This window comes from Pseudomonas sp. OV546 (assembly GCF_900116845.1).
GTDB classification, from domain to species: Bacteria; Pseudomonadota; Gammaproteobacteria; order Pseudomonadales; family Pseudomonadaceae; genus Aquipseudomonas; species Aquipseudomonas petroselini.
The window spans coordinates 431,679-453,991 of sequence record NZ_FPCE01000003.1 but is presented as its reverse complement, the minus strand read 5'-3'; the positions used below and the strand labels follow the sequence as shown (position 1 = coordinate 453,991).

General features: G+C 61.8%; 24 protein-coding genes. 10 read left to right on the top strand and 14 right to left on the bottom strand.

The window, feature by feature from the left end:
- Positions 1-13 precede the first annotated feature (13 nt).
- A complete protein-coding gene (locus BM403_RS10100; protein WP_093542646.1) occupies positions 14-1,417 on the bottom strand; it encodes a NorM family multidrug efflux MATE transporter in 1,404 nt (467 codons plus the stop codon).
- 152 nt (positions 1,418-1,569) lie between these two features.
- On the opposite strand from BM403_RS10100, the gene BM403_RS10095 reads away from it, so the two are divergent.
- Together BM403_RS10095 and BM403_RS10090 are read left to right on the top strand one after the other, a co-directional pair.
- Positions 1,570-2,490 carry a LysR substrate-binding domain-containing protein gene (locus BM403_RS10095; protein WP_015886511.1) on the top strand — a complete coding sequence of 307 codons (921 nt, stop codon included), beginning with the start codon at positions 1,570-1,572 and terminating at the stop codon, positions 2,488-2,490.
- Positions 2,491-2,666: 176 nt separating this feature from the next.
- Positions 2,667-4,643, top strand: a complete 1,977-nt coding sequence (locus BM403_RS10090; protein ID WP_093542644.1) for a methyl-accepting chemotaxis protein — start codon at positions 2,667-2,669, stop codon at positions 4,641-4,643.
- Between the two features lie 71 nt (positions 4,644-4,714).
- Here the strand turns inward: BM403_RS10090 and BM403_RS10085 are convergent, their stop codons facing one another.
- The 3 genes from BM403_RS10085 to BM403_RS10075 form a co-directional block, all read right to left on the bottom strand.
- Positions 4,715-6,211 carry a YifB family Mg chelatase-like AAA ATPase gene (locus BM403_RS10085; RefSeq protein WP_046034872.1) on the bottom strand — a complete coding sequence of 499 codons (1,497 nt, stop codon included), beginning with the start codon at positions 6,209-6,211 and terminating at the stop codon, positions 4,715-4,717.
- A gap of 93 nt (positions 6,212-6,304) precedes the next feature.
- Positions 6,305-6,709 carry a hypothetical protein gene (locus BM403_RS10080; RefSeq protein ID WP_015886508.1) on the bottom strand — a complete coding sequence of 135 codons (405 nt, stop codon included), beginning with the start codon at positions 6,707-6,709 and terminating at the stop codon, positions 6,305-6,307.
- Positions 6,710-6,774: 65 nt separating this feature from the next.
- On the bottom strand, positions 6,775-7,035 hold the full coding sequence (locus BM403_RS10075) for an accessory factor UbiK family protein (RefSeq protein ID WP_015886507.1): 261 nt from the start codon (positions 7,033-7,035) through the stop codon (positions 6,775-6,777).
- A gap of 420 nt (positions 7,036-7,455) precedes the next feature.
- On the opposite strand from BM403_RS10075, the gene glnK reads away from it, so the two are divergent.
- From glnK to sutA, 4 genes are all read left to right on the top strand, one after another.
- On the top strand, positions 7,456-7,794 hold the full coding sequence (gene glnK / locus BM403_RS10070; RefSeq protein WP_002555808.1) for a P-II family nitrogen regulator: 339 nt from the start codon (positions 7,456-7,458) through the stop codon (positions 7,792-7,794).
- A gap of 34 nt (positions 7,795-7,828) precedes the next feature.
- Positions 7,829-9,169, top strand: a complete 1,341-nt coding sequence (locus BM403_RS10065) for an ammonium transporter (RefSeq protein WP_015886506.1) — start codon at positions 7,829-7,831, stop codon at positions 9,167-9,169.
- A gap of 211 nt (positions 9,170-9,380) precedes the next feature.
- On the top strand, positions 9,381-9,806 hold the full coding sequence (locus tag BM403_RS10060; RefSeq protein ID WP_015886505.1) for a secondary thiamine-phosphate synthase enzyme YjbQ: 426 nt from the start codon (positions 9,381-9,383) through the stop codon (positions 9,804-9,806).
- 103 nt (positions 9,807-9,909) lie between these two features.
- Entirely contained in the window at positions 9,910-10,236 is a 327-nt protein-coding gene (sutA, locus tag BM403_RS10055) for a transcriptional regulator SutA (RefSeq protein WP_015886504.1), read from the top strand.
- Positions 10,237-10,420: 184 nt separating this feature from the next.
- Here sutA and BM403_RS10050 read toward each other — a convergent pair whose 3' ends face one another.
- From BM403_RS10050 to BM403_RS10025, 6 genes are read right to left on the bottom strand one after another with little or no spacing between them, the layout of a single operon-like run.
- Entirely contained in the window at positions 10,421-11,116 is a 696-nt protein-coding gene (locus tag BM403_RS10050) for an HAD family hydrolase (protein ID WP_015886503.1), read from the bottom strand.
- The gene (xerC, locus tag BM403_RS10045) at positions 11,113-12,012 is read right to left on the bottom strand and encodes a tyrosine recombinase XerC (protein ID WP_093542641.1); all 900 of its coding nucleotides are present in this window, start codon (positions 12,010-12,012) and stop codon (positions 11,113-11,115) included. Before xerC ends, BM403_RS10050 begins: the two co-directional genes overlap by 4 nt.
- Positions 12,013-12,014: 2 nt before the next feature.
- Positions 12,015-12,731: a DUF484 family protein gene (locus tag BM403_RS10040; RefSeq protein WP_093542639.1), complete on the bottom strand. Its 717-nt coding sequence runs from the start codon at positions 12,729-12,731 to the stop codon at positions 12,015-12,017.
- 13 nt (positions 12,732-12,744) lie between these two features.
- On the bottom strand, positions 12,745-13,575 hold the full coding sequence (gene dapF / locus BM403_RS10035) for a diaminopimelate epimerase (protein ID WP_015886501.1): 831 nt from the start codon (positions 13,573-13,575) through the stop codon (positions 12,745-12,747).
- A 3-nt stretch (positions 13,576-13,578) separates the two neighbouring features.
- On the bottom strand, positions 13,579-14,826 hold the full coding sequence (gene lysA, locus BM403_RS10030) for a diaminopimelate decarboxylase (protein ID WP_064053268.1): 1,248 nt from the start codon (positions 14,824-14,826) through the stop codon (positions 13,579-13,581).
- A gap of 9 nt (positions 14,827-14,835) precedes the next feature.
- The gene (locus BM403_RS10025) at positions 14,836-15,006 is read right to left on the bottom strand and encodes an LPS translocon maturation chaperone LptM (RefSeq protein ID WP_010207449.1); all 171 of its coding nucleotides are present in this window, start codon (positions 15,004-15,006) and stop codon (positions 14,836-14,838) included.
- 238 nt (positions 15,007-15,244) lie between these two features.
- Between BM403_RS10025 and cyaY the strand changes: the two genes are divergently transcribed.
- From cyaY to rnk, 3 genes are all read left to right on the top strand, one after another.
- A complete protein-coding gene (gene cyaY / locus BM403_RS10020) occupies positions 15,245-15,577 on the top strand; it encodes an iron donor protein CyaY (protein WP_015886499.1) in 333 nt (110 codons plus the stop codon).
- A 2-nt stretch (positions 15,578-15,579) separates the two neighbouring features.
- Positions 15,580-15,798: a DUF1289 domain-containing protein gene (locus BM403_RS10015; RefSeq protein WP_015886498.1), complete on the top strand. Its 219-nt coding sequence runs from the start codon at positions 15,580-15,582 to the stop codon at positions 15,796-15,798.
- Positions 15,799-15,929: 131 nt separating this feature from the next.
- Positions 15,930-16,340 (top strand): nucleoside diphosphate kinase regulator, encoded by a 411-nt coding sequence (gene rnk, locus BM403_RS10010; RefSeq protein WP_093542637.1) that lies wholly within the window; start codon positions 15,930-15,932, stop codon positions 16,338-16,340.
- 28 nt (positions 16,341-16,368) lie between these two features.
- Here rnk and BM403_RS10005 read toward each other — a convergent pair whose 3' ends face one another.
- The 3 genes from BM403_RS10005 to BM403_RS09995 form a co-directional block, all read right to left on the bottom strand.
- Positions 16,369-19,209 carry a class I adenylate cyclase gene (locus BM403_RS10005; protein ID WP_015886496.1) on the bottom strand — a complete coding sequence of 947 codons (2,841 nt, stop codon included), beginning with the start codon at positions 19,207-19,209 and terminating at the stop codon, positions 16,369-16,371.
- Positions 19,210-19,376: 167 nt separating this feature from the next.
- A complete protein-coding gene (locus BM403_RS10000) occupies positions 19,377-19,631 on the bottom strand; it encodes a TIGR02647 family protein (RefSeq protein ID WP_010207442.1) in 255 nt (84 codons plus the stop codon).
- An 85-nt stretch (positions 19,632-19,716) separates the two neighbouring features.
- Positions 19,717-20,001 (bottom strand): hypothetical protein, encoded by a 285-nt coding sequence (locus BM403_RS09995; RefSeq protein WP_010207441.1) that lies wholly within the window; start codon positions 19,999-20,001, stop codon positions 19,717-19,719.
- Between the two features lie 125 nt (positions 20,002-20,126).
- On the opposite strand from BM403_RS09995, the gene BM403_RS09990 reads away from it, so the two are divergent.
- A complete protein-coding gene (locus BM403_RS09990; RefSeq protein ID WP_046034879.1) occupies positions 20,127-20,786 on the top strand; it encodes a glutathione S-transferase family protein in 660 nt (219 codons plus the stop codon).
- Positions 20,787-20,823: 37 nt separating this feature from the next.
- Here the strand turns inward: BM403_RS09990 and argH are convergent, their stop codons facing one another.
- Positions 20,824-22,218, bottom strand: coding sequence for an argininosuccinate lyase (gene argH / locus BM403_RS09985; protein ID WP_046034880.1), 1,395 nt, complete (start codon positions 22,216-22,218; stop codon positions 20,824-20,826).
- Positions 22,219-22,313: the final 95 nt, after the last annotated feature.

Genomic DNA, 22,313 nt, shown 5'->3' with positions numbered 1-22,313 from the left:
CCGAGCAGGGCTTTTAGTCTGCCTGTGCGGCTTGAAATGAGCCTAGAGGGTCAGGCTCTTGCCGAATCATGCGCTTCATCTTCGCCTCAAATGCCCAGGTCAGGCTCACTGCCGCGCACGCCAGGCCCAGTGCCAGACCCCACCACACGCCGGTCGGCCCCCAGCCCAGCGTGAAGGCCATCAGCCAGGCCGATGGCGCACCAATCAACCAATAGCAGCCCGCGCCGATCAGAAAGGTGGTCTTGGCGTCTTTCAGCCCACGAATGCAGCCCATGGCGATGGTTTGCACGCCGTCGAACAGCTCGAACCATGCCGCCACCGCGAGCAGGCTGACGGCCAGGACGATGACGTCATGGAACGCCGGGTCGTGGTGGTCGATGAGCAGTCCGATCAGCGGATCGGAAAACAGCCATAACACCACGGCAAATCCCAACATCACCGCCGCACCAAATCCTATGCCGACACGCCCGGCCAGGCGTGCCTGCAGTAACTGCCCGGCGCCGTAATGCTGGCCGATGCGCATGGTCACCGCGTAGGACATCCCCGCCGGCACCATGAACGCCACCGAGACGATCTGCAGCGCAACCTGATGCGCGGCCAACTGTGTGCTGCCCATGGTGCCCATGCACAACGCCGCAAAGGCAAACAACCCGACTTCAACGGCATAGGTGCCGCCAATCGGCAGGCCCAGGCGCCACAGCTCACGCAGGTACTGGGTATTGAGGCGCAGCAGGCCGGTGCTGAGCGGGTAGGCTGCATAGGCACGGTTCCTGTGGATGTACCCCATCAGCGCCAACGCCATGCCGTTGGCGACGACGGCGGTGACCAGGCCGATGCCCATCAGGCCCAATTTCGGCAGGCCGAACATGCCTTCGATCAACGCGTGGTTGAGCAGGTAGTTGGCCACCGCGCCGCCGAGGCTGATGACCATCACCGGCTTGGCTTTGCCAATTGCGCTGGTGAAGCCGCGCAAGGCCATGAAGCTCAGGAAACCGGGCAGGGCGAATGGCAGGATCGTCAGGAATTGCCCGGCCGAGTGAACATTGGTTTCGGTCTGGCCAAACATCAGCAGCAACGGCTTGAGGTTCCACAACAGCAAACCGGCCGCCAAGGCCATCAGCCAGGCCAGCCACAGCCCGGCCTGGGTCAGGCGGGTGGCGCCCTCGATATCGCCCGCGCCTTGACGGATGGCCACCAGGGTACCGACGGCAGCAATCACGCCGATGCAGAAAATCGACACGAACGAATAGCTCGCCGCGCCCAGCCCACCACCGGCCAGGGCTTCGGGGCTCAGACGGGCCATCATCAGGGTGTCGGTCAACACCATCAGCATGTGCGCCAACTGTGAGGCAATCAACGGCCCTGACAGCCGCAGAATGGCCCAGAGTTCGGTACGTGCCGGATGCTGCATGATCATCACACTCGAAAATTCGCAGGGGTGGGGAAGGGTGGATTCTCGGCGCTCTCAGTGCATTGCACAAAGGGATAAATGCGATCGCTCGCATGATTAAAACTCATGCTTGCTTGATTCTGGTAGGGTTTGCGCATTGCGCTGTCGGAGCTTTTCCTATGTCCCGTCGTCTTCCTCCGCTTTATGCCTTGCGTGCATTTGAAGCCGCTTCTCGACACAACTCCTTCACCCGCGCGGCGGAGGAACTGTCCATTACTCAAAGTGCGGTGAGCCGGCATATCCGCACGCTGGAAGAGCATTTCGCCTGCCGCCTGTTCCAGCGCAGCGGCCGCACCTTGCAGCTCACCGAGGCCGCGCGCCTGCTGCTGCCCGGCGTGCGGGAAGGGTTTGCCGCGCTGGAACGGGCCTGTCATACCTTGAACGCTGAAGATGACATCCTGCGTATGAAGGCGCCGTCGACCCTGACCATGCGTTGGCTGCTGGCGCGGCTCAGTCGCTTCCGGGCGCTGCAGCCGGGCAATGAGGTGCAACTGACCAGCGCCTGGATGAGCGTGGACGAGGTGGACTTCAACCAAGAGCCGTTCGACTGCGCGGTGCTGCTGAGTTACGGGCATTTCCCGGCCGACTGGGAGGCCAGTTATCTATTCCCGGAATTGCTGATCCCGGTAGGCGCGCCGAACCTGCTGGAAGATGGGCCCTGGGATGCAGCACGCCTGGCCACCGCCGAATTGCTGCACCCCACCCCTGACCGTCGCGACTGGCGCAATTGGTTGGAACGCATGGGGTTGTCATCCCAAGTGTCGCTCAAGGGTGGGCAGGTATTCGATACGCTCGAACTGGGCATGATCGCCGCCGCGCGGGGCTATGGCGTGTCCATGGGCGACCTGTTGATGGTGGCCGAAGACGTGGCCCAAGGGCGGTTGAGCCTGCCGTGGCCAACCGCCGTGGCCAGTGGCGAAAATTACTACCTGGTATGGCCGAAAACCCGCCCCGGCGGCGAGCGTTTGCGGCGCTTGGCGGAGTTTCTCCAGGCAGAAGTCAAGGCCATGGCGTTGCCCGAGGTCGAACGTCTCGATTGAGTGCCGGCAGACGCTCCTGCAATCGTTTGCGCGATGTCCCGGTGATGCGCTCAAGTATTGGCTCTGCCCGCCGAAGTAGGTGTGTTGGAACCATCGTGCACCAACGTTACCCACTAGATAATTTGCCGAGCAGCGCTATGAGATCAGGATGATCCTGGCCTCGGCCAGGAGCCATCATGTCTCAACCTCGCGCCCGGATTGCCTCCCAGCTTGGCATCGCGTTAGCTGTGATCCTTGCTGTTGCCATTGGTGGCAGCACTGTTTTTGCCCTGCGTTCGCTCGACACCGCCAACCTCGCGACCCGTGAGGAACACTTGGCCAGCGAGGCGCGCCTGCTCGCCGACCAGCTCAATACGTTTCACAGCACCTTGCGTGAGAGTACCCAGCGCCTGACGGGGCTTTTCGAGAAGCGCTTCAGTGCCGGCTTGCGCGTGCAGGCGGACCAACCTGTTGCCGTCGCGGGTGTACAGACCCCGAGCTTGTACCTGGGCAGCGATCTGCTGAACAACAACTTCGATAAAGTCGACGAGTTCAAGCAGATGTCCGGCGGTGTGGCGACGGTGTTCGTGCGCAGCGGCGACGACTTCATCCGCGTCAGCACCTCCCTGACCAAACAGGACGGCAATCGCGCCATCGGCACTGTGCTTGACCGTAATGGGCCGGCCTATTCGCGTGTGTTCAGTGGGCAGACTTACATCGGCCGCGCAGTGTTGTTCGATCGCTCCTACATGACTCAATACAGCCCGGTGCGCGACGCAAGCGGCAAAGTCATTGCGGTGCTGTTCATCGGTTTTGACTACACCGACGCGCAGAATGCCCAGTTCGAAAACCTCAAGCGCTTCCGTATCGGCCAAACGGGTTCCCTGGCGTTGTTGGACGAGCAAAAGCGCTGGCTGGTACCACCGGCCGGCGTGCAGGCGCCGGACCAAGCGGTGCCGGTGATGTCGGACTTGGCCAAGACCCCCGGTACGGGGCGCTTCTGGGCGGATAAAACCGAGGACTTCTACAGCGTGTCGGTGCCCTTCGAAGGCGGGCCGTGGGCTGTGGTCGCAAGCATGCCCAAAGCGGAGATTCGCTCGGTGACGTGGGATGTCGGCATTCGCCTCGTGATCGGCAGCGTGCTGGCCATGCTGCTGGCCGTCGGCGCAACGGTCTGGCTGCTGCGCAGCAAACTCGCGCCGTTGAGTGACCTTTTACGCCAGGCCGAAGCCTTGGGCGCGGGTGATTTGAGCGCGCGTCTGAACGTGTCCAGCCATGACGAAATCGGCCAGTTGGCACGCAGCTTCAACCAGATGGGGGAAGCGCTGTCGACCATGGTCTCGCATATCCGCAAGGCGGCTGAAGAGGTCAACAGCCGCGCCCAGGCATTGTCCGGTCTGTCCGGCGGTGCCTACGAAGGCATGGAGCAGCAGTCCGGCGAGATCACCAGCATGGCCGGCGCGGTAGAAGAGTTCAGCGCCACGTCGCTGAACATCGCCGACAACATGGGCGCCACGGAACGCCTGGCCCAGGAAAACGCCCAGCAAACCCGTATCGGCCGTAACTCGATGCAAGAAGCCTCGTCGTCCCTCGAACATATCGCGGCCTCGTTAAACAGCACGGCCACGGTGATCAACACCCTGGGCCAACGCTCCCAGGAAATCGGTGGGATCGTCGGTGTGATTACCTCGATCGCCGAACAGACCAACCTGCTGGCGCTCAACGCTGCCATCGAAGCCGCCCGGGCCGGTGAGCAAGGCCGGGGTTTCGCCGTGGTCGCCGACGAAGTCCGCAACCTGGCTTCGCGCACCCGTCAGGCCACCGACGAGATCTCTGGGATGATCCAGAGCATCCAGCACGAAACCGGCAACGCCATCAGCACCATGGAACACGGCAACGCGCTGATGCAGGAAGGCCTGTCACGCAACGCCGACGTGGCGTCGGCGTTGGCACGTATCGACGAGCAAAGCCGCTCGGCCGGTCAACAGTTCGCGGCGATCACCACCGCCACCCAGGAACAGAGCAGCACCGCGACCTTGCTCAGCAGCAATTTGCAGAGCATTGCGCTGGCCAACAGCGAGCAGCGCGAAGTGGTGTCGAACCTGGCGATCACCGCCAAGGAACTGGAAACCCTGGCGGCGGGCTTGCGGCATGAGGTGGATCGGTTCCGCTGAAACCGGCCCTTCAGGCGCAGTTGATCAAGTGTGGGAGCAAGCCCTCTCCCGCATCAGGTTCTGCGCCAGGCTCAAGTGATCGCCGCCGGGCGGTATTGCAAGGCCTCCTTCAGATGGTCGCGCGTGATGGCATCAACCTGCTCCAGATCCGCCAGGGTCCGCGCCACCTTGAGCAGCCGATGCGCCGCACGCAGTGACAGGGTCAATCGCTCGCAGGCGGTCTCCAGCCAGCCTTCATCGACCTTTGCCAGCGTGCAGTGACGGCGTAGCCCAGGCAGGTCAAGGAAGGCATTCGCGCAGCCCTGACGCTGCAACTGGCGCTCCCGTGCCTCGGCTACCTCTGCCGAGGCCTTCGCTGTGTTATCGCCGACCTGCTGGATTGGATTCAGCGCAGTGGTTTCCCGAGCAACGGTCAGGTGCAGGTCGATGCGATCCATCAACGGCCCGGACAGCTTGTTGCGATAGCGCTGAATTTGTTCCGGCGTACAGCGACAGCGCCCACTGGGTTCACCCAGGTAGCCGCAGGGGCAGGGGTTCATGGCCGCCACCAGTTGAAAGCGCGCCGGGAAACTCACTCGGTCACGGGCGCGGGAGATCACGATATGCCCCGACTCCAAGGGTTCACGCAGTACCTCCAGCACTTTGCGATCAAATTCCGGCAGCTCATCCAGGAACAGCACCCCGTGATGGGCCAGGGTGATCTCCCCCGGCTGCGGTTTCGAGCCGCCTCCCACCAGCGCTGGTCCTGAGGCGGAATGGTGTGGCTGGCGAAACGGCCGGTGCGGCCAATGGCTCAGCGGCGCCAGGCTGACGACCGACTGAATTGCAGCCACTTCCAACGCCTCCTGTTCACTCAGGGGTGGCAACAACCCCGGCAGTCGGCTGGCGAGCAACGTCTTTCCCGTGCCCGGCGGCCCGCTGAACAGCAGGTTATGCGCGCCCGCCGCTGCGATCAGCAGCGCGCGCTTGGCCGCCAGTTGGCCCTGGACTTCACTCAGGTCTGGATACGGCTTATTCAAGTACAGCAAGCCGTCGGACTTATACGGTTCAATCGGCACATGCCCATTCAAGTGCGCCACCACCTGCAGCAAGTGATCCACCGCGATCACCTTCAACCCTGAAGCCAGGCACGCCTCCTCGGCATTCGCCCGCGGCACTATCAGGGTACGCCCGGCCTTGCGTGCCGCCAATGCGGCCGGCAACACACCTTTCACCGCCCGGACTTCACCGGACAGCGCCAGCTCCCCAAGGCACTCCACGTCATCGAGCATCAGCGCCGGCACCTGCACACTGGCGGCCAGGATCCCCAAGGCAATCGCCAAGTCAAAACGCCCGCCGTCCTTGGGCAAGTCGGCGGGCGCGAGGTTGAGGGTGATGCGGCGGGACGGGTATTGAAGCGCGGAGTTAAGGATCGCGCTGCGCACGCGGTCCTTGCTTTCCTTGACCGCCGTTTCCGGCAAGCCCACCAGCGTCAGCGACGGCAGACCATTGGCCATGTGCACTTCGACGGTGACGGCAGGGGCTTCGACGCCGATCTGGGCGCGGCTGTGGACAATGGCGAGGGACATGCTCGTTCCTTGAAAGGGAGGGCCGCTTGCTGCGGTTTTTCAAAGGTAGTCGAGGGAGTGCAGGTGCAAGGGAGCAGACTTTTACAGGACGTATCAACGTGCAAAGGCGCTGGGGTAGTTGGCCAGGTAGGCATCGTTGAGTTGTGTGTCGGGGGCGCGCATGAACGTGCGCAAATCAGGGATCAGGAACACCCGCAACGACAAGCCCGTCATCATTGCACCCAACGACGTGATGCTCAGCGCGATGCCTAACTGAGCGATCAGGCCGTTCATGGCGAAACTGCTCCCCAACAGTGCAAAGCCCGCCGCGACGCAGAGGTTGCGGGGCAGGCGGTTGGCGAGCCGGCCCAGGATCGGCCCGAGCAGAATGGGAATGGACGACAGCATGCTTTTGGTGCGCAGTGCCAGGGAGAAGTGATCGTCGTCTGCAAACAGCGGAATGATCGACGATTGCAACGGGTCGCATACGCCGGCGACGGCGCTGCTGAGCAGCATCACGCCCCGACGCTAGCGGGTAGAGCAACCATCAACAGCGCGGTCAGCAGGCTGGCCATGGAGGCCGGTTATTCGCCTGCTGGCGTCAACCGTGCTTCAAGCTCCGCTACCTTCGCCTCCAGGTTCTCCAGGCGTGCGCGCGTACGGGCGAGCACCACCATCTGGCTGTCGAATTCTTCCCGGCTGACCAGGTCGAGCTTGCTGAAGCCGCTCTGCAGCAACGCCTTGAACTGGCTTTCGATTTCATTGCGGGGCAGGGGGGTGTCACCGCTGAACAGGCGAGAGGCGTGGCCGCTCAGGGCGTCGAGGAGGTCTTTGGGCGCGAGCATGGGAAATATTCCGGAAAACTGTTGGCCGGCAGTGTATCACGCAGCGTCTATAGTCTTTTCGTGACCCGGGCGCACGCTTTTCGCGCAGGGGGCTGGGCGGTGGCGCACTGTTTTTGTGCGCATTGTGGTCGCCAGCACCGGCGCTGGGTCGGCATAAGTGGGCAAAGGACTGATTTCAGTGATTTTTACGGAGCTGGCAAGGTTTCTGCTTAGACGATCATGACCCATGCACTGATGCAGTCGCTGTGACGAATGCAGTGCGCCGACGGATCAGGGGTACAGGTTTCGTCACCAGTGGTTCGCTGGCGTCGCAAAGGCAAATGCCGAGGCGACGATGCGTTACAAAGCCAGGCACTGCGCTTAGACTTGAGACGGGTTTGTTTTCCTGGGGCAAGTCCACCAATTCGGGAGAGAGTTTTCATGAAGCTAGTCACTGCCATCATCAAGCCGTTCAAGTTGGACGATGTACGCGAGTCGTTGTCCGAGATCGGCGTGCAGGGCATTACCGTTACTGAGGTCAAAGGCTTCGGTCGGCAGAAGGGTCACACCGAGCTGTACCGCGGCGCGGAATACGTGGTCGATTTCCTGCCGAAGGTGAAGATTGATGTCGCCATTGACGACAAGGATCTTGACCGGGTTATCGAGGCGATAACCAAGGCCGCCAACACCGGCAAGATTGGTGACGGCAAGATCTTCGTGGTCAATCTGGAACAGGCTATTCGCATCCGTACCGGCGAAACCGATACCGACGCAATCTAAGCCGCCAAACCCCAACGCCCCAGGAGAAAACAATATGACTCTGCGTAAATTCGCAGGGCTCGGAGCCCTGTTGTCCATCGTAATGCCAAGCCTGGCCATGGCGGCAGACGAAGTGGCTGCTCCAGTCCTCAATTCCGGCGACACCGCCTGGATGCTGACCGCCACCGCCTTGGTGCTGTTCATGACCATCCCGGGCCTGGCGCTGTTCTACGGCGGCATGGTTCGTTCCAAAAATATTCTGTCGGTGATGATGCAGTGCTTCGCCATCACTGGCCTGATCAGCATCCTGTGGGTCGTCTACGGTTACAGCATCGCGTTCGATACGACCGGGATGGAGCAGGGCGTCGTCAACTTCAATTCCTTCTTCGGCGGCATGGGCAAGGCGTTCCTGGCGGGCGTTACCCCGGCCAGCATCACCGGGCCTGCGGCGCTGTTCCCGGAAGCCGTGTTCATCACCTTCCAGATGACCTTCGCCATCATCACCCCGGCGCTGATCGTCGGTGCTTTCGCCGAACGCATGAAGTTCTCGGCGATGCTGATCTTCATGGCTATCTGGTTCACCCTGGTCTATGCGCCGATCGCGCACATGGTCTGGAGCGGTAACGGTGGCCTGATGTGGGACTGGGGCGTGCTGGACTTCGCCGGCGGCACCGTGGTTCACATCAACGCCGGTGTGGCTGGCCTGGTGGCGTGCCTCGTGCTCGGCAAGCGCAAAGGCTTCCCGACCACGCCCATGGCCCCGCACAACCTTGGTTACACCCTGATCGGTGCCGCCATGCTGTGGATCGGCTGGTTCGGCTTCAACGCCGGTTCTGCCGCTGCCGCTAACGGCACCGCCGGCATGGCGATGCTGGTCACCCAGATCGCTACCGCTGCGGCGGCGTTGGGTTGGATGTTTGCCGAATGGATCACCCACGGTAAGCCAAGCGCACTGGGCATCGCCTCGGGTGTGGTGGCGGGTCTGGTTGCGATCACTCCGGCTGCGGGCACCGTAGGCCCGATGGGCGCGCTGATCATCGGCCTGGCGGCGGGTGTCGTGTGCTTCTTCTGCGCAACGACGCTGAAACGTAAACTGGGCTACGACGATTCCCTGGACGCCTTTGGTGTACACGGTATCGGCGGTATCCTCGGTGCGATCCTGACCGGTGTCTTTGCTGCACCATCGATGGGTGGCTTCAACGCGGCGACCACTGATATCGCGGCCCAGGTCTGGATTCAGTGCAAAGGCGTCGGCTTCACCGTGATCTACACCGCCATCGTGACCTACATCATCCTCAAGGTGCTGGACATGGTTATGGGCCTGCGGGTCACCGAAGAAGAAGAGGCTGTCGGCCTCGACCTGGCACAACACAACGAGCGCGGCTACAACTTGTAAGTACGCGAAAAAAAGATGCCCGGCTCGCCGGGCATTTTTTTGCCTGGCGTTTGTCAGTCATAACAAGCTGTACCGGTTTTCGCCTCAAGTTTGTGATGGGGCGCACACGGCACTTTTCTGCGTGCGAATGTCTTACAGCCATGTAGGCGTATTCGGCACTTTGTTTTTTCCCAGAGCGCGCTAGAATGCGCGCCGATGGGCGGAGAACTGTATGTGGCAACAGACCCTGATTACTCTGCGGGCCAAGCCCCGGGGCTTTCACTTGGTGACCGATGAGTTGCTGGCCGGCTTGCCTGAATTAAGGGCCTGCCGCGTGGGCTTGTTGCATCTGTGGCTGCAGCACACCTCGGCCTCGTTGACCGTCAACGAGAATGCCGATCCGGCGGTTCGCCGTGACTTCGAACGTTTTTTCAACTCGCTGGTGCCGCAAGGCCTTGCAGGGTTTGAACACAACGACGAAGGTCCGGATGACCTGCCGGCGCACTTCAAGGCCAGTCTCCTGGGCTGCCAGCTGAGTTTGCCGGTGAAGGCCGGCCGCTTGGCGATGGGGACCTGGCAAGGTGTTTATCTGGGCGAGCACCGTGATCATGGCGGTGCTCGTAAAGTCCTCGCCACCTTGCACGGTGATGGGGCATAAGCCACTGGTTATCCGGTGGATGTTGATTTTTTTCCAGCCGCCGTCGACAGAGGGTGAAGCTGGGCTATAACTAATCTGCTTTTCGCAAGTCATGAGGTAGAACATGAGCGACGATGATCTGGAAAACGACGAACTCGAAGTAGGTGACGAAGACGACACCGAAGAAGGTCTTGAAGCGGCGGCGGAAGACGTTGCTGACGACGACGGTGGCGATGATGCACCTGTCCCGGCTGCCAAAGGCAAAGCCAAGGCAGCGGTGTCGGTAGATGAATTGCCGAGCGTTGAAGCCAAGAACAAAGAGCGTGATGCCCTGGCCCGTGCGATGGAAGAATTCCTCGCTAAAGGCGGCAAAGTGCAGGAAGTCGAGGCTAACGTGGTGGCAGACCCACCGAAGAAGCCGGATAACAAGTACGGCAGCCGACCTATCTGAGGTCAGTCACCTGCTTGTAAGAAAAAGCCCGCCGTCGCTGCGGGTTTTTTCATGCCTGGAGGTCACTGGCGATAAAAAATGTGGGAGGGGGCTTGCCCCCGATAGCGGTGTATCAGCCAAAGAATATATTGGCTGACCCACTGTAATCGGGGGCAAGCCCCCTCCCACATTTTGACCTGCGGTATTACTTCCAGCTGCGCAGCAGTTCCGGCAGTTCCGTCAGGCTACGAATTTCTGCATCCGGGTGCTTTTCCCCTTCCCAGGCTTTACCCGTCGGGTTAAACCACACCGCCCGCAGCCCGGCCTGCTGCGCCCCGGCAATGTCATCGCCTGGGTGATCGCCCACATGCACCGCCGCCCCGGCCTCCACGCCACCGCGCTGCAACGCCTCCTGAAACAAGCGGGCATCCGGCTTGGCGATGCCGATATCTTCGGCGCGCAGGGCAAAGTGAAAGTAATCCGCCAGGCCCACGCGCTGCACATCGGCATTGCCGTTGGTGATCACCCCGAGCAAAAAGTGCTGGCGCAGGGCTTGCAGCATCGGCTCGGCTTCCGGGAACACCGTGAGCTGGTGCCGCGCGTGAATGAACGCCTCAAAGCACACATCCGCCATTTGCGTGGCTTCAGGCTGTGGATAACCGGCTTCTTCAAACGCATGCATCAACACCCGGTGGCGCAGGATGCTGATGCGGTGTTTGAGTTCTGGATGACGTTGCAGCACCTGCTGGCGCAGGCTGGCGAAATGCTCCAGGGGCAGGTCGCCGACCTTGGACGCGTTTGCCGCCAGCCATTCGCGCATCGACGCCTCGGCGCTGATGATGACAGGTACGTTGTCCCAGAGCGTGTCGTCCAGGTCGAAGGTGATCAGCTTGATACTCATGAGTCGCCGCCCTTGATGCGTTTGGCCCGTGGATGGGCGCTGTCATACACCGTTGCCAGGTGTTGGAAGTCCAGATGGGTGTAGATCTGCGTGGTCTTGATGTCGGAGTGGCCGAGCAGCTCTTGAACCGCGCGCAGGTCTTGGGAAGATTCCAGCATATGGCTGGCAAAAGAGTGTCGCAGCATGTGTGGGTGCAGGTTCTGCCCCAACTCGCGCTCGCCGGCGGCCTTGACCCGCACCTGAATCGCCCGTGGCCCCAGGCGGCGGCCTTGTTGGCTGACAAACACCGCGTCATCCGCCGGGTTGGTCAGCAGGCGCAGCTGCAGCCACAGCTGCAAGGCTTCCCGCGCTTTGCGGCCCACCGGCAGGACGCGGGTCTTGCTGCCCTTGCCGAGCACCTGCACCAGGCCGTCGGCGAGGTCCAATTGATCCAGGTTCAGGCCGGTCAGCTCTGACAAACGCAAACCCGAGGAATAGAACAGCTCCAGGATCGCCTGGTCGCGATGAGCGAGGAAGTCGTCCTCGACGGCGCCATCCAGCAATTGCAGGGCGCGGTCAGTGTCCAGGGTCTTGGGCAGGCGTCGCTCACCCTTGGGCGGCGACAGGCCGTTGGCCGGGTCGTGGTCGCAGAGGCCTTCACGGTTAAGGTAGTGATAGAGCCCGCGCACCGCCGAGAGCAGGCGCGACAGGCTGCGCGAGGACTGGCCGGCCTGGTGCAGGCGCGCGATCAGGCTGCGCAGGCTCTGGATGTCCAGGGCCTTCCAGCTGCTGATCTGTTGTTTCTGGCAGTACGCCAGGACCTTGTTCAAGTCCCGTCGGTAGGCTTCCAGGGTATGGGGCGACACCTGGCGCTCGTTGCGCAGGTGAGCGCAGTAAGCGTCCAGTTGCCGTTCCATCGCTAGCGCACCGCGCGCAGGGCGGTGGTGAAGCGCGGCAGGACGCGGCCCAGCACTTCGGCGATGTAGGTCAGGAACAGCGTGCCGACTGAGCTTTTATAGTGCTGAGGATCGCGGCTGGCGATGGCCAACACGCCGTGCAGGCCCTGATGGCTGAGGGCGACCACGGCGGAGGAGCCGATCTGCTTGCGCTGTTCAGCGCCAAACAGGAAGTCCAGCTCATGCTCACGCAAGGTGCCGCTGATGGTCTTGCCTTCGGACAGCAGCCCGCCGATGGCGGTTTGTGCATCGCTGCCGCTGACCCAGCGGCCCACCGGCATCGGGTTGTCGCTGAACAGGATCAGGCTCACGAATGGCACCTGGAAGTCCTGACGCAGGCTGTCTTCCACGGCGATCACCGTTTCTTCCAGGCTGGTGGCGTCCATCAGGGTCAGAATCAGGCGACGGGTTTTCTCGAACAGGCGGTCGTTGTCGCGGGCAACGTCCATCAAGTGCGAGAGCTTGTGGCGCATTTCGATATTGCGCTCACGCAGGATCTTCATCTGCCGCTCCACCAGCGACACCGTATCGCCGCGTTGATGGGGGATGCGCAGTGCCGGCAGCAACTCTTCGTGCTCGACGAAGAAGTCCGGATTAGCCTCAAGATACGCCGCGACGGTAGCGGCCTCCAGGCTGTCGCTCGGGATTGCTTGTGCGGGTACTTGAGGCTTATCGGTCATTGGCTTGACTCACTCATAGACGGACCTGTCCTTCGTATACGCGCGAGGCCGGCCCGGTCATCATCACCGGGTGGCCAGGGCCTGCCCACTCGATGGACAAGCGTCCACCGGGCAGGTCGATCAGCAGCGGCGAATCCATCCACCCCTGGCTGATCGCGGCCACGGCAGCGGCGCAAGCACCGGTACCGCAGGCCTGGGTTTCGCCGGCGCCGCGTTCCCACACACGCAATTGCGCGCGGGTACGGTCGATCACCTGCAGGAAGCCCACGTTGACCCGTGCCGGAAAGCGCGGGTGGTGTTCGATCTTCGGCCCCCATTCATGCACGGGCGCGTTGTTGATGTCGTTGACACGCAGCACAGCGTGGGGATTGCCCATGGACACGGCGGCGATGTCGACGGTCTTGCCGTCGACGTCCAGCGCATAGCTGACAGCCTGCTCGGTGGCCTCGAACGGAATGTCCGCCGGCACCAGGCGTGGCGCGCCCATGTTGACGCTGATCTGGCCGTCGCTGCGGATATCCAGCTCGATCACGCCGCTCTTGGTCTCGACGCGGATCTGCCGTTTGGCGGTCAGGCGCTTGTCCAGCACAAAGCGCGCGAAGCAGCGCGCGCCGTTGCCGCACTGCTCCACTTCGGAACCGTCGGAGTTGAAGATCCGGTAACGGAAATCCACCTCCGGGTTGCTTGGCGCTTCGACGATCAGCAATTGATCGAAACCGATGCCGGTGTGACGGTCGCCCCACTGTTTAGCGTGTTTGGGCAGGATATGCGCGTGCTGGCTGACCAGGTCGAGGACCATGAAATCATTGCCCAGCCCGTGCATCTTGGTAAAACGCAGCAGCATGGCTTACTCCGGCAGCAGGCTTTCGCCAGCATACAACTCGGCTACCGTCTCGCGGCGACGCACTTCGAACGCTTGATCACCGTCCACCAGCACCTCGGCGGTACGCCCGCGGGTGTTGTAGTTGGAGCTCATGACAAACCCATAGGCACCGGCCGAATGCACGGCCAGCAGATCGCCTTCTTCCAGGGCCAGCTGACGATCCTTGGCCAGGAAGTCGCCGGTCTCGCAGATCGGACCGACGATGTCATAGGCGCGGGCTTCGCTGTTGCGAGGCGTCACGGCGGTGACATTCATCCAGGCCTGGTACAGCGCCGGGCGGATCAGGTCGTTCATCGCCGCATCGACGATGGCGAAATCCTTGTGTTCGGTGTGCTTGAGGTACTCGACCTGGGTCAGCAGCACGCCCGCGTTGGCGACGATATAACGGCCCGGCTCGAACATCAGCGTCAGGTCGCGACCTTCGATGCGCTCGCGCACGGCTTGGATATAGTCGGCAATCAGCGGCGGCTCTTCATCGCGGTAACGCACGCCCACACCGCCACCCAGGTCGATGTGGTGCAGGTAGATGCCGCATTCGCCCAGGCGGTCGATCAGCGCCAACAGGCGGTCGAGCGCATCCAGGAACGGAGGCAGGCTGGTCAGTTGCGAGCCGATATGGCAGTCGACGCCCAACACTTCCAGGTTCGGCAGTTGCGCGGCGCGGATGTACACGTCTTCGGCGTCGGCAATGGCGATGCCGAACTTGTTCTCTTTGAGACCGGTGGAAATGTACGGGTGGGTGCCGGCGTCGACATCCGGGTTGACGCGCAGGGAGATCGGCGCACGAACGCCCATCTCGGCGGCCACCACTTGCAGGCGCTCCAGCTCGTCGGTGGATTCGATGTTGAAGCAGTGCACGCCGACTTCCAGGGCGCGACGCATGTCTTCGCGGGTCTTGCCGACACCGGAGAAGACGATCTTGTCAGCCTTGCCGCCGGCAGCCAGTACACGTTCCAGCTCGCCACGGGAGACGATGTCGAAACCAGCGCCCAGGCGCGCCAGGACATTCAGTACGCCCAGGTTGGAGTTGGCCTTGACCGCATAGCACACCAGGTGCGGCACGCCATCGAGCGCGTCGGTGAAGGAGCGGTACTGGGCTTCGATATGCGCACGCGAGTACACATAGGTCGGGGTACCAAAGCGCTCGGCAATCGCGGACAACGCCACGCCTTCCGCGAACAGCTCGCCGTCCCGGTAGTTAAAAGCGTCCATGGAGTACCCTTATTCGTAGGTGTCGTGCTTATGCGCTTTGGAAGGTTTTTGCGACGATTGCGCCTGTTCATTCGGGTCTTTGCTGTCATCGGGCAGGTACAGCGGGCCTTTTTGACCACAGGCACTAACGAGGCAAGCGACCGCGACGAGCGCAGCAAGGGAAGAGATCAGGCGCTTCATGGCGAAATCCTTGAATATGCATTAATTGCGCCCGAGTATACCGACCACCCGCCAGCTTGCCTATGCGCCGGAATACCCGTCCGGCGGGGCTTTGCCGAGACAGTCGGGAAGCGGACTACGCTGGTTGAGGATATTTCACGCCGTCAATCGTGTTGAAATCGGTATCCTTTGCAATCGGCGGGGCTCGCCCGTATCGTGCGGCGCTTGAGCAAAACCAGACACTTTTGAGGTTGCCACAATGAGTTTGACCGAAGCCCGTTTTCACGACCTGGTGGATTCGACCCAGCAGGCGCTGGAAGATATTTTCGACGACAGCGGCCTGGACGTGGACCTGGAAAACTCGGCCGGCGTGCTGACCGTCAAGTTCGAGAGCGGCCAGCAGTTGATCTTCAGCCGCCAGGAGCCGTTGCGTCAGCTGTGGCTGGCTGCGCGTTCCGGCGGCGTTCACTTCGACTACGACGAAGAAAGCGGCAAATGGCAGTGCGACAAGAGTGAAGAGCTGCTGAGTGAAATGCTCGCGCGCCTGGTCAGCGAGTACACCGGCGCCGACCTGGATTTCGACGAGATCTGAACGTGACCCAGCCTGCACCTGTCCGCCCGCCCAAGCCGCTGTTCAGCAATGTCAGCCCGGCGGTGCCGTCACCTTGTATCAGTTTGTGTCGCCTGGACGAGCAGAAAGTCTGCCTCGGCTGCTTCCGCCACGTGGAAGATATCCGTGAATGGCGCTCTGCCGACGATGCCCGGCGCCGGGTGATCTGTGCCGAGGCCGAGCAGCGCCGGGCCCACGCCTGAGGCTGTCTTGTTTATTTGTGACGCTGTGGTAGTGTCCGGGTACGCCTCAACTCATCGAGGCCCGTGAGAACCCCGCCTTTTCCTGGCGGGGTTTTGCTTTTTTGTGCAGAAAAAAGGAGTCTGCCTCAATCATGACCGCACCTTCCATCATTCTTACCCGTCTCGACGTGCAGCGTCTTGAGCAACTGATCGACCGTGTAGGCGAGGAGTCGCCGGGTGTCGAAGCCCTTCAGCACGAACTCGACCGCGCCGAAGAAGTGGTTGGCCACGATGAAGTGCCTGCAACGGTCGTGACCATGAATTCCAGTGTGCATTGCCGCGAGCAAGGCAGTGGCAAGGACTACCACCTGACGTTGGTTTACCCCAAGGACGCCAACGCCGACGAAGGCAAGATCTCGATCCTGGCCCCGGTGGGCAGTGCGTTGCTCGGCCTAAAGGTCGGCCAGCATATCGATTGGCCTGCACCGGGCGGCAAGACCCTCAAGCTCGAACTGCTGAGTGTCGAAGGCCAGCCAAAAGACGGCGGTGCCTTCTCGCTTTAGGTGCCTTCTCGCTTTAAAAGGCAGCGTGCTAAATCTGGCTCAGCGCCTCGTTGAGCGACAGCTCCAGCTCGGCCTTGTAACGCAGGTACAGGTTGCTCGGGCTTTGCACATCGCCGAGCAGGCCGGACAGGTCCAGGTCAGTGATGTAGCAGCGGTAACGCTCGGTCTCCCGGCGTTGCCCGACGATTTCCTGGGCGACCACTGCAAACAGCTGGTCGCCAAATTCCAGCTCGGAAAACTCCCGCTGATTGCAGTACAGGGTAATCCCCACCTGACCCGGCGCTGCTTTGCCGATAATCGCCTGTACGTCATAAAACGGTTTGTTTGCCGGGTTCAGCGGCGCCGGTCGAGGCTCGATGCCGCGCGCGCGACCGCTGCCCGCAGGCAATAGTTGGTAATACAAGATGTGCACCGCGCCCAGCGGCTCTTGCGGGTCCAGCGGCGACAGCGCGTCGCGGCGATAAATGATCGACTGTAAAAAACGCTGCAAAGGCGCCAACAGGCTCTGTTCATCATGGAACGGCAAGCGCTGCTGCCAGAGCGCGTTGAATTCATCCAACACATACAGCTCGGCGAAGCCTTCGTTGACCCGGTAGAACACCTGCACGCTATCGGCCTGGCCCATGGGCAACAGCAGCGCCAGGTCGTGGTCTTCCAGGGCCATGGCGTCCAGGTGCAGCGGGCTGTAGCTGGCCAGTTCTTCGCTGAGGTAGGCGATCAGCGCATCCTGGGTCGGCAACGACACATGGGTGGCTTGGCCCGGCATCAGTTCCATCACGTGATAGTGCTGCTGCACCTGGAGCAGATAGCGGTGGTTGCCCTGGCCCAGCAGCAGGTTCTGCGCGGTGTCGAAGATCTCTTCCACCCGCTGCGCAATGAATTGCGCACGGTTGTGGCAGAAGCAGCGCACTCGCAGGCGTGGCAGGTGGTCCGGCGGTAACTGGTTGAGGTAATCGCGCAGGCAGTCGAGCAAGGCGTGGGGGCCGTCATAGCGGCTGACCATCACCTCGTTCCAGCTATTGAGCGTGACCTGGTCCAGGGTCAGCACCAAGTTATCGCGCACACCGGCATAGCTCAGGGAATCGGTGCGCTCGGTGGTCATCAGGATATTCAGGTCACGGTGATGCTTGAGCGGGTCGACGCCGACGTTGATCAGCAGCAACACTTCCTCGGGCACTGCCGAGCGCAGCAAACGGTCTTCATCCACGCTGGCCAGGGGCAGGGCGATGGTCTGTTGCAGGCTGCCCAGCAGGTTGAACAGCTCGAATTCAGTCATGTCGCTGGTGCCGGGGTGCAAGGCCAGGCGCGTGCTGCTGTCGATCACGCCGTTGCGATGGCACCAAGTGAGCATTTCCAGCAGATCGCGGCTGCGTTTGATCGGCGCGAAATGCTCCCATTCCAGGGCTGTCAGGTTACCGTTGTACAGGCCCCAGTGGTGCTGGCCCGGCTCCTTGCGGTTGGGCGATTGCACCAGGGTCAGCGTGTCTTCGGCCAGGTCCGGGGCGATGCCGGGGTTGATGAACTCGACTTTGCCGGCCTTGCGCTCGAACGCGGCGTACAGGCGCCGCCCCAGCACATTGAGGTCGCGTTTGTTGATCAGGCTGACGGTCTGTTCGGTCCGGGCGAACTGGGTCAGGAAGCGATAGCTGTAATTGAGCTCGCTGACCAGCGCCCGGCGCTCCGAGGCCACCTGGCGCACTTTCCATTGGCTGCGGCTGTCGAGCAGCGTCAATTGGCGCTGGTCCCAGCCCCATTCGTGGGCCAGACGCTCCAGCAGCAGCCGTTGCCAACCGGTGGTGCGCTGGCCGGCGCTGAGCTTGCGGTTGACCTTCAGGTACAGCGCGCGTCGCACCAGCTCCAGGCGCTCGGGTTCATGGCGGGCCTTGAGGTATTCCTCGATACGGCGGTACACCACGATGTACGGGTCCAGCTCATCCAGGTCCATCTGGTTGGCGAATACCGCACGCTTGAAGCGCAGGCTCAGGCAGTGCACGTTCGGGTGTTCGCTGGCGTAGACCTCAGTCAGCAGCAGCTTGAGCACGGATTTGTAGGGCGACTCGATGCCCTTGAACAATTGCCACAGCCCGGCGCCGATGAATTCGCCCGGGGGAATGCGTGCCAGATGGCCGAGGTCCAGGGTTTCATCGGCACGGATAAAACGCTTGGAAATCAGCGTGTGGGTGAACTCGGCATAGTGGGTCTCTTCGTACACCGGCACCAGCCACCAGATCGGCGTACGCCCGGCGAGCCAGATGGCGGTGCGGTAGAACTCGTCCAGCAGCAGGTAATGCTGGGTGGTGCCGCAGTCATCGGAGCTCAGTTGAGTGTCGCGCTCGCCGAGCACAAAGCGTGTCGGCTCGATCAGGAAGAAATGCGCCTCGGCGCCCATGGTCAGGGCCCAGGCTTCCAGCAACTGGCATTTTTTGCGCAGTTCGGCCAGTTCACTCTCACTCAGGTCGGCGGCGTGGCAGACCCACACATCCATGTCGCTCTGGTCGGCTTGGGCCAGGGTGCCAAGGCTGCCCATCAGGAACAGGCCGTGGATCGGTCGCGGCGGGTTGCCGTGGCGTGGCTTGTAGGAGAACGAGCGGGTCAGGCGCTGGGCTTCTGCCAGTGCTTGGGTGTCGGGTTCGAAGTTCGACAGGCCTGCCGGCGTGCTGCCCGACACATAACCGGGCAGCAGCGGGTGGTTGACGTGGAAGAACAACGGCAACAGGGTCAGCACGCTTTGCTGGCGGGGTGTCAGCCCCTCGACGGCCCGGGCCATGCGCCCTTCGTTGAGGGCCATGAAACGCGCGCGCAATTGAGCCAGCACCTTACGGTCGATGCCTTCGTCCAGGTCGGGGCGGATTTCATGGGTGCGGGTCATGTCGAACTCGGTGGCTCGCAGGGCCCGACGTGGGCGGCCGTGTAGGAGTTTACAGCCAGTAGCGTAGGAGGTTTAGAGGGAAATAGATTTTGACGTCAGAATTTTCGCACTTCCACAGCAACGCCCCCGGAATCCGCAAGAGGCGGACTCCATGGGCGGTATAGGTATCAGGCGGCTTCTTTGGTAGTGGCAGTGGTCAAGATAGTCAGCAGGGTCTGGGCCTGCTCTGCGGCGTCCCGGCCAAGGCTGGTCAGGTAGCCCCCGTCCGGCTGGTCGATAAGTCCTTTCGCGTGGAGGCGTTTGGCAGCGGCGATGGCAGTAGGCGCGGCGGTCTGGTGGACTTTCAGACCTTCTTTGGTGCTGTCCAATGGGAAGAGTACAAGGATTTCCAGTTCGGCAACCAACTCAGGGGTATACGACATAAGGACTCCAGACTTTCTAAGAATTTATTAGAGGCTAGCAGGCCATAAGGTGAACGCACTTTGCCGAACTGTCCAGTAGGAGCAATTATTGCTTTTCAGGCGGCAATTCCGGCAAGGCGCGCAGTGCAGTTTCATACCATTCGGTATTGAAGGCACGGTCTTCTTCCAGCAATGCGTCGATCTCGACAGCCAGCACGTGAGCCATCAGTTGCAGGATCTCTTCACGCTCGTAGCCCACCAGGGTCAGCTTGTTGAACGTGGCCTTGGCCGCTGGTGGGTTTTCGCTTTCGATCTGGTTCTCGATCGCTTCGATCAGGGTGGTTTCGGCGAATTCTTCTTCGTCGTTGTCGATATCGGTCGGCTCGCTCATGGCAGGCTCCTCAAGGAAAGGGCGCCAGTCTACCCCCATTCAGGCGGGTGATGCTGCTGGCACGGCCAGGCGGGGGGCGCTATAACGCTTGCAGCCAACCCCGCACACGGCCTGGAGGCTTTGCGATGCTCAAGCTTTACGGATTTTCGGTCAGCAACTACTACAACATGGTCAAGCTGGCGCTGCTGGAGAAAGGGTTGCCGTTCGAAGAGGTGCCCTTTTATGCCGGGCAAACCCCAGAGGCCTTGGCTGTCAGCCCGCGCGGCAAGGTGCCGGTGCTGGGCGTGAAGCAGGGGTTTATCAACGAGACCAGCGTGATCCTCGAATACATCGAGCACACCCAGGAGGGCCGTGCGCTGCTTCCGGCCGAGCCGTTTCAGCGTGCTCAGGTGCTGGCGTTATGTCGCGAGATTGAGCTGTATATCGAACTGCCTGCCCGTGCATGTTTCGCCGAGGCGTTTTTTGGAATGCCGGTGGCGGAGGCGATCAAGGAGAAGTCCAAGGCCGAGTTGTTGTTGGGTTTTGGTTCGTTGGGTCGGCACGGCAAGTTCGCGCCGTATGTGGCGGGGGAGAGCTTCACGATTGCGGATTTGTATTTCATGTACAGCGTGAACCTCGCCTGTGCGGTGGGCGAGAAGCTGTTTGGACTGGATGTGCTGGATGGAATGCCGGCGGCCAAGGCGTTGCTGGAAAGGTTGCATGCCATGCCCAACGCCCAGAAAGTGGCGGCAGACAGGGAGGCGGCGATGCCGGCGTTTATGGCGATGATCGCGGCCAAAAAGTGATCAAGTGTGGGAGGGGGCTTGCCCCCTCCCACATTTTTCAGCGGCTAGCCAGTAAGGCCTGGCCGCGCAACACAGCTGCTTTCACCTGCGCCGGCGCAGTACCGCCGATGTGATTGCGGGCATTTACCGAGCCTTCCAGGGTCAGCACGGCAAACACGTCCTGCTCGATCTGGTCGCTGAACTGACGCAGTTCTTCCAGGCTCATTTCCGCCAAGTCCTTACCGGTGTCCACGCCGTACTTCACCGCGTGACCAACGATTTCGTGGCAGTCGCGGAACGGCAGGCCACGGCGTACCAGGTAGTCCGCCAGGTCGGTCGCGGTGGAGAACCCGCGCAGCGCCGCTTCACGCATGATCGCGTGCTTGGGCTTGATCGCCGGGATCATGTCGGCAAATGCGCGCAGCGAGTCGCGCAGGGTGTCGGCGGCGTCGAACAACGGCTCCTTGTCTTCCTGGTTGTCCTTGTTGTAGGCCAGCGGTTGGCCTTTCATCAGGGTCAGCAGGCCCATCAAGGCGCCGAATACGCGGCCACTCTTGCCACGCACCAGCTCGGGCACGTCGGGGTTTTTCTTTTGCGGCATGATCGAGCTGCCGGTGCAGAAGCGGTCCGGCAGGTCGATGAACTGGAATTGCGCGCTGGTCCACAGCACCAGCTCTTCGGAGAAGCGCGACAGGTGCATCATCGCGATGCTGGCGGCGGCGCAGAATTCGATGGCGAAGTCACGGTCCGACACACCATCCAGCGAGTTACCGCCGACGGCGTCGAAGCCCAGCAATTGCGCGGTGTACTCGCGGTCGATCGGGTACGTGGTGCCGGCCAGCGCGGCACTGCCCAACGGCATGCGGTTGGCGCGCTTGCGGCAGTCCACCAGGCGTTCATAGTCGCGACTGAGCATTTCGAACCAGGCCAGCAAGTGGTGGCCGAAGGTCACGGGTTGCGCGGTCTGCAGGTGAGTGAAGCCGGGCATGATGGTGTCCGACTCACGCTCGGCCTGTTCCAGCAGGCCTTTCTGCAGGCGGGTGATTTCGCCCAGGATCAGGTCGATTTCATCACGCAGCCACAGACGGATATCGGTGGCGACCTGGTCGTTACGGCTACGGCCGGTGTGCAGTTTTTTGCCGGTCACACCGATGCGGTCGGTGAGGCGGGCTTCGATGTTCATGTGCACGTCTTCCAGGTCGACGCGCCAGTCAAACGTGCCGGCTTCGATCTCGCCACGGATGGTGTTGAGGCCGTCGATGATGCTGTCGCGCTCGGCGTCGGTCAGCACGCCGACCTTGGCCAGCATCGTCGCGTGGGCGATGGAGCCCATGATGTCATGGCGGTACAGGCGCTGGTCGAAGGTGACGGAGGCGGTGAAGCGGGCGACGAAGGCGTCGACGGGTTCACTGAAGCGGCCGCCCCAGGACTGGTTGGTCTTGTCGGTGCTCATGAGTTCGCTCGTGATCTGCTTATAAGGAGACTGGGAAGTGTGCCGCCGATAATAACAGGGTTGTCCGCAGAGGCGGTGCTGCGGGTGGTCGGCAT

What these genes read in the sequence shown, in the direction of transcription:
- BM403_RS10100 (WP_093542646.1), bottom strand. Translation starts at nt 1,417, where the DNA reads ATGATCATGCAGCATCCGGCACGTACCGAACTCTGGGCCATTCTGCGG.
- BM403_RS10095 (WP_015886511.1), top strand. Translation starts at nt 1,570, where the DNA reads ATGTCCCGTCGTCTTCCTCCGCTTTATGCCTTGCGTGCATTTGAAGCC.
- BM403_RS10090 (WP_093542644.1), top strand. Translation starts at nt 2,667, where the DNA reads ATGTCTCAACCTCGCGCCCGGATTGCCTCCCAGCTTGGCATCGCGTTA.
- BM403_RS10085 (WP_046034872.1), bottom strand. Translation starts at nt 6,211, where the DNA reads ATGTCCCTCGCCATTGTCCACAGCCGCGCCCAGATCGGCGTCGAAGCC.
- BM403_RS10075 (WP_015886507.1), bottom strand. Translation starts at nt 7,035, where the DNA reads ATGCTCGCGCCCAAAGACCTCCTCGACGCCCTGAGCGGCCACGCCTCT.
- glnK (WP_002555808.1), top strand. Translation starts at nt 7,456, where the DNA reads ATGAAGCTAGTCACTGCCATCATCAAGCCGTTCAAGTTGGACGATGTA.
- BM403_RS10065 (WP_015886506.1), top strand. Translation starts at nt 7,829, where the DNA reads ATGACTCTGCGTAAATTCGCAGGGCTCGGAGCCCTGTTGTCCATCGTA.
- BM403_RS10060 (WP_015886505.1), top strand. Translation starts at nt 9,381, where the DNA reads ATGTGGCAACAGACCCTGATTACTCTGCGGGCCAAGCCCCGGGGCTTT.
- sutA (WP_015886504.1), top strand. Translation starts at nt 9,910, where the DNA reads ATGAGCGACGATGATCTGGAAAACGACGAACTCGAAGTAGGTGACGAA.
- BM403_RS10050 (WP_015886503.1), bottom strand. Translation starts at nt 11,116, where the DNA reads ATGAGTATCAAGCTGATCACCTTCGACCTGGACGACACGCTCTGGGAC.
- xerC (WP_093542641.1), bottom strand. Translation starts at nt 12,012, where the DNA reads ATGGAACGGCAACTGGACGCTTACTGCGCTCACCTGCGCAACGAGCGC.
- BM403_RS10040 (WP_093542639.1), bottom strand. Translation starts at nt 12,731, where the DNA reads ATGACCGATAAGCCTCAAGTACCCGCACAAGCAATCCCGAGCGACAGC.
- dapF (WP_015886501.1), bottom strand. Translation starts at nt 13,575, where the DNA reads ATGCTGCTGCGTTTTACCAAGATGCACGGGCTGGGCAATGATTTCATG.
- lysA (WP_064053268.1), bottom strand. Translation starts at nt 14,826, where the DNA reads ATGGACGCTTTTAACTACCGGGACGGCGAGCTGTTCGCGGAAGGCGTG.
- BM403_RS10025 (WP_010207449.1), bottom strand. Translation starts at nt 15,006, where the DNA reads ATGAAGCGCCTGATCTCTTCCCTTGCTGCGCTCGTCGCGGTCGCTTGC.
- cyaY (WP_015886499.1), top strand. Translation starts at nt 15,245, where the DNA reads ATGAGTTTGACCGAAGCCCGTTTTCACGACCTGGTGGATTCGACCCAG.
- rnk (WP_093542637.1), top strand. Translation starts at nt 15,930, where the DNA reads ATGACCGCACCTTCCATCATTCTTACCCGTCTCGACGTGCAGCGTCTT.
- BM403_RS10005 (WP_015886496.1), bottom strand. Translation starts at nt 19,209, where the DNA reads ATGACCCGCACCCATGAAATCCGCCCCGACCTGGACGAAGGCATCGAC.
- BM403_RS10000 (WP_010207442.1), bottom strand. Translation starts at nt 19,631, where the DNA reads ATGTCGTATACCCCTGAGTTGGTTGCCGAACTGGAAATCCTTGTACTC.
- BM403_RS09995 (WP_010207441.1), bottom strand. Translation starts at nt 20,001, where the DNA reads ATGAGCGAGCCGACCGATATCGACAACGACGAAGAAGAATTCGCCGAA.
- BM403_RS09990 (WP_046034879.1), top strand. Translation starts at nt 20,127, where the DNA reads ATGCTCAAGCTTTACGGATTTTCGGTCAGCAACTACTACAACATGGTC.
- argH (WP_046034880.1), bottom strand. Translation starts at nt 22,218, where the DNA reads ATGAGCACCGACAAGACCAACCAGTCCTGGGGCGGCCGCTTCAGTGAA.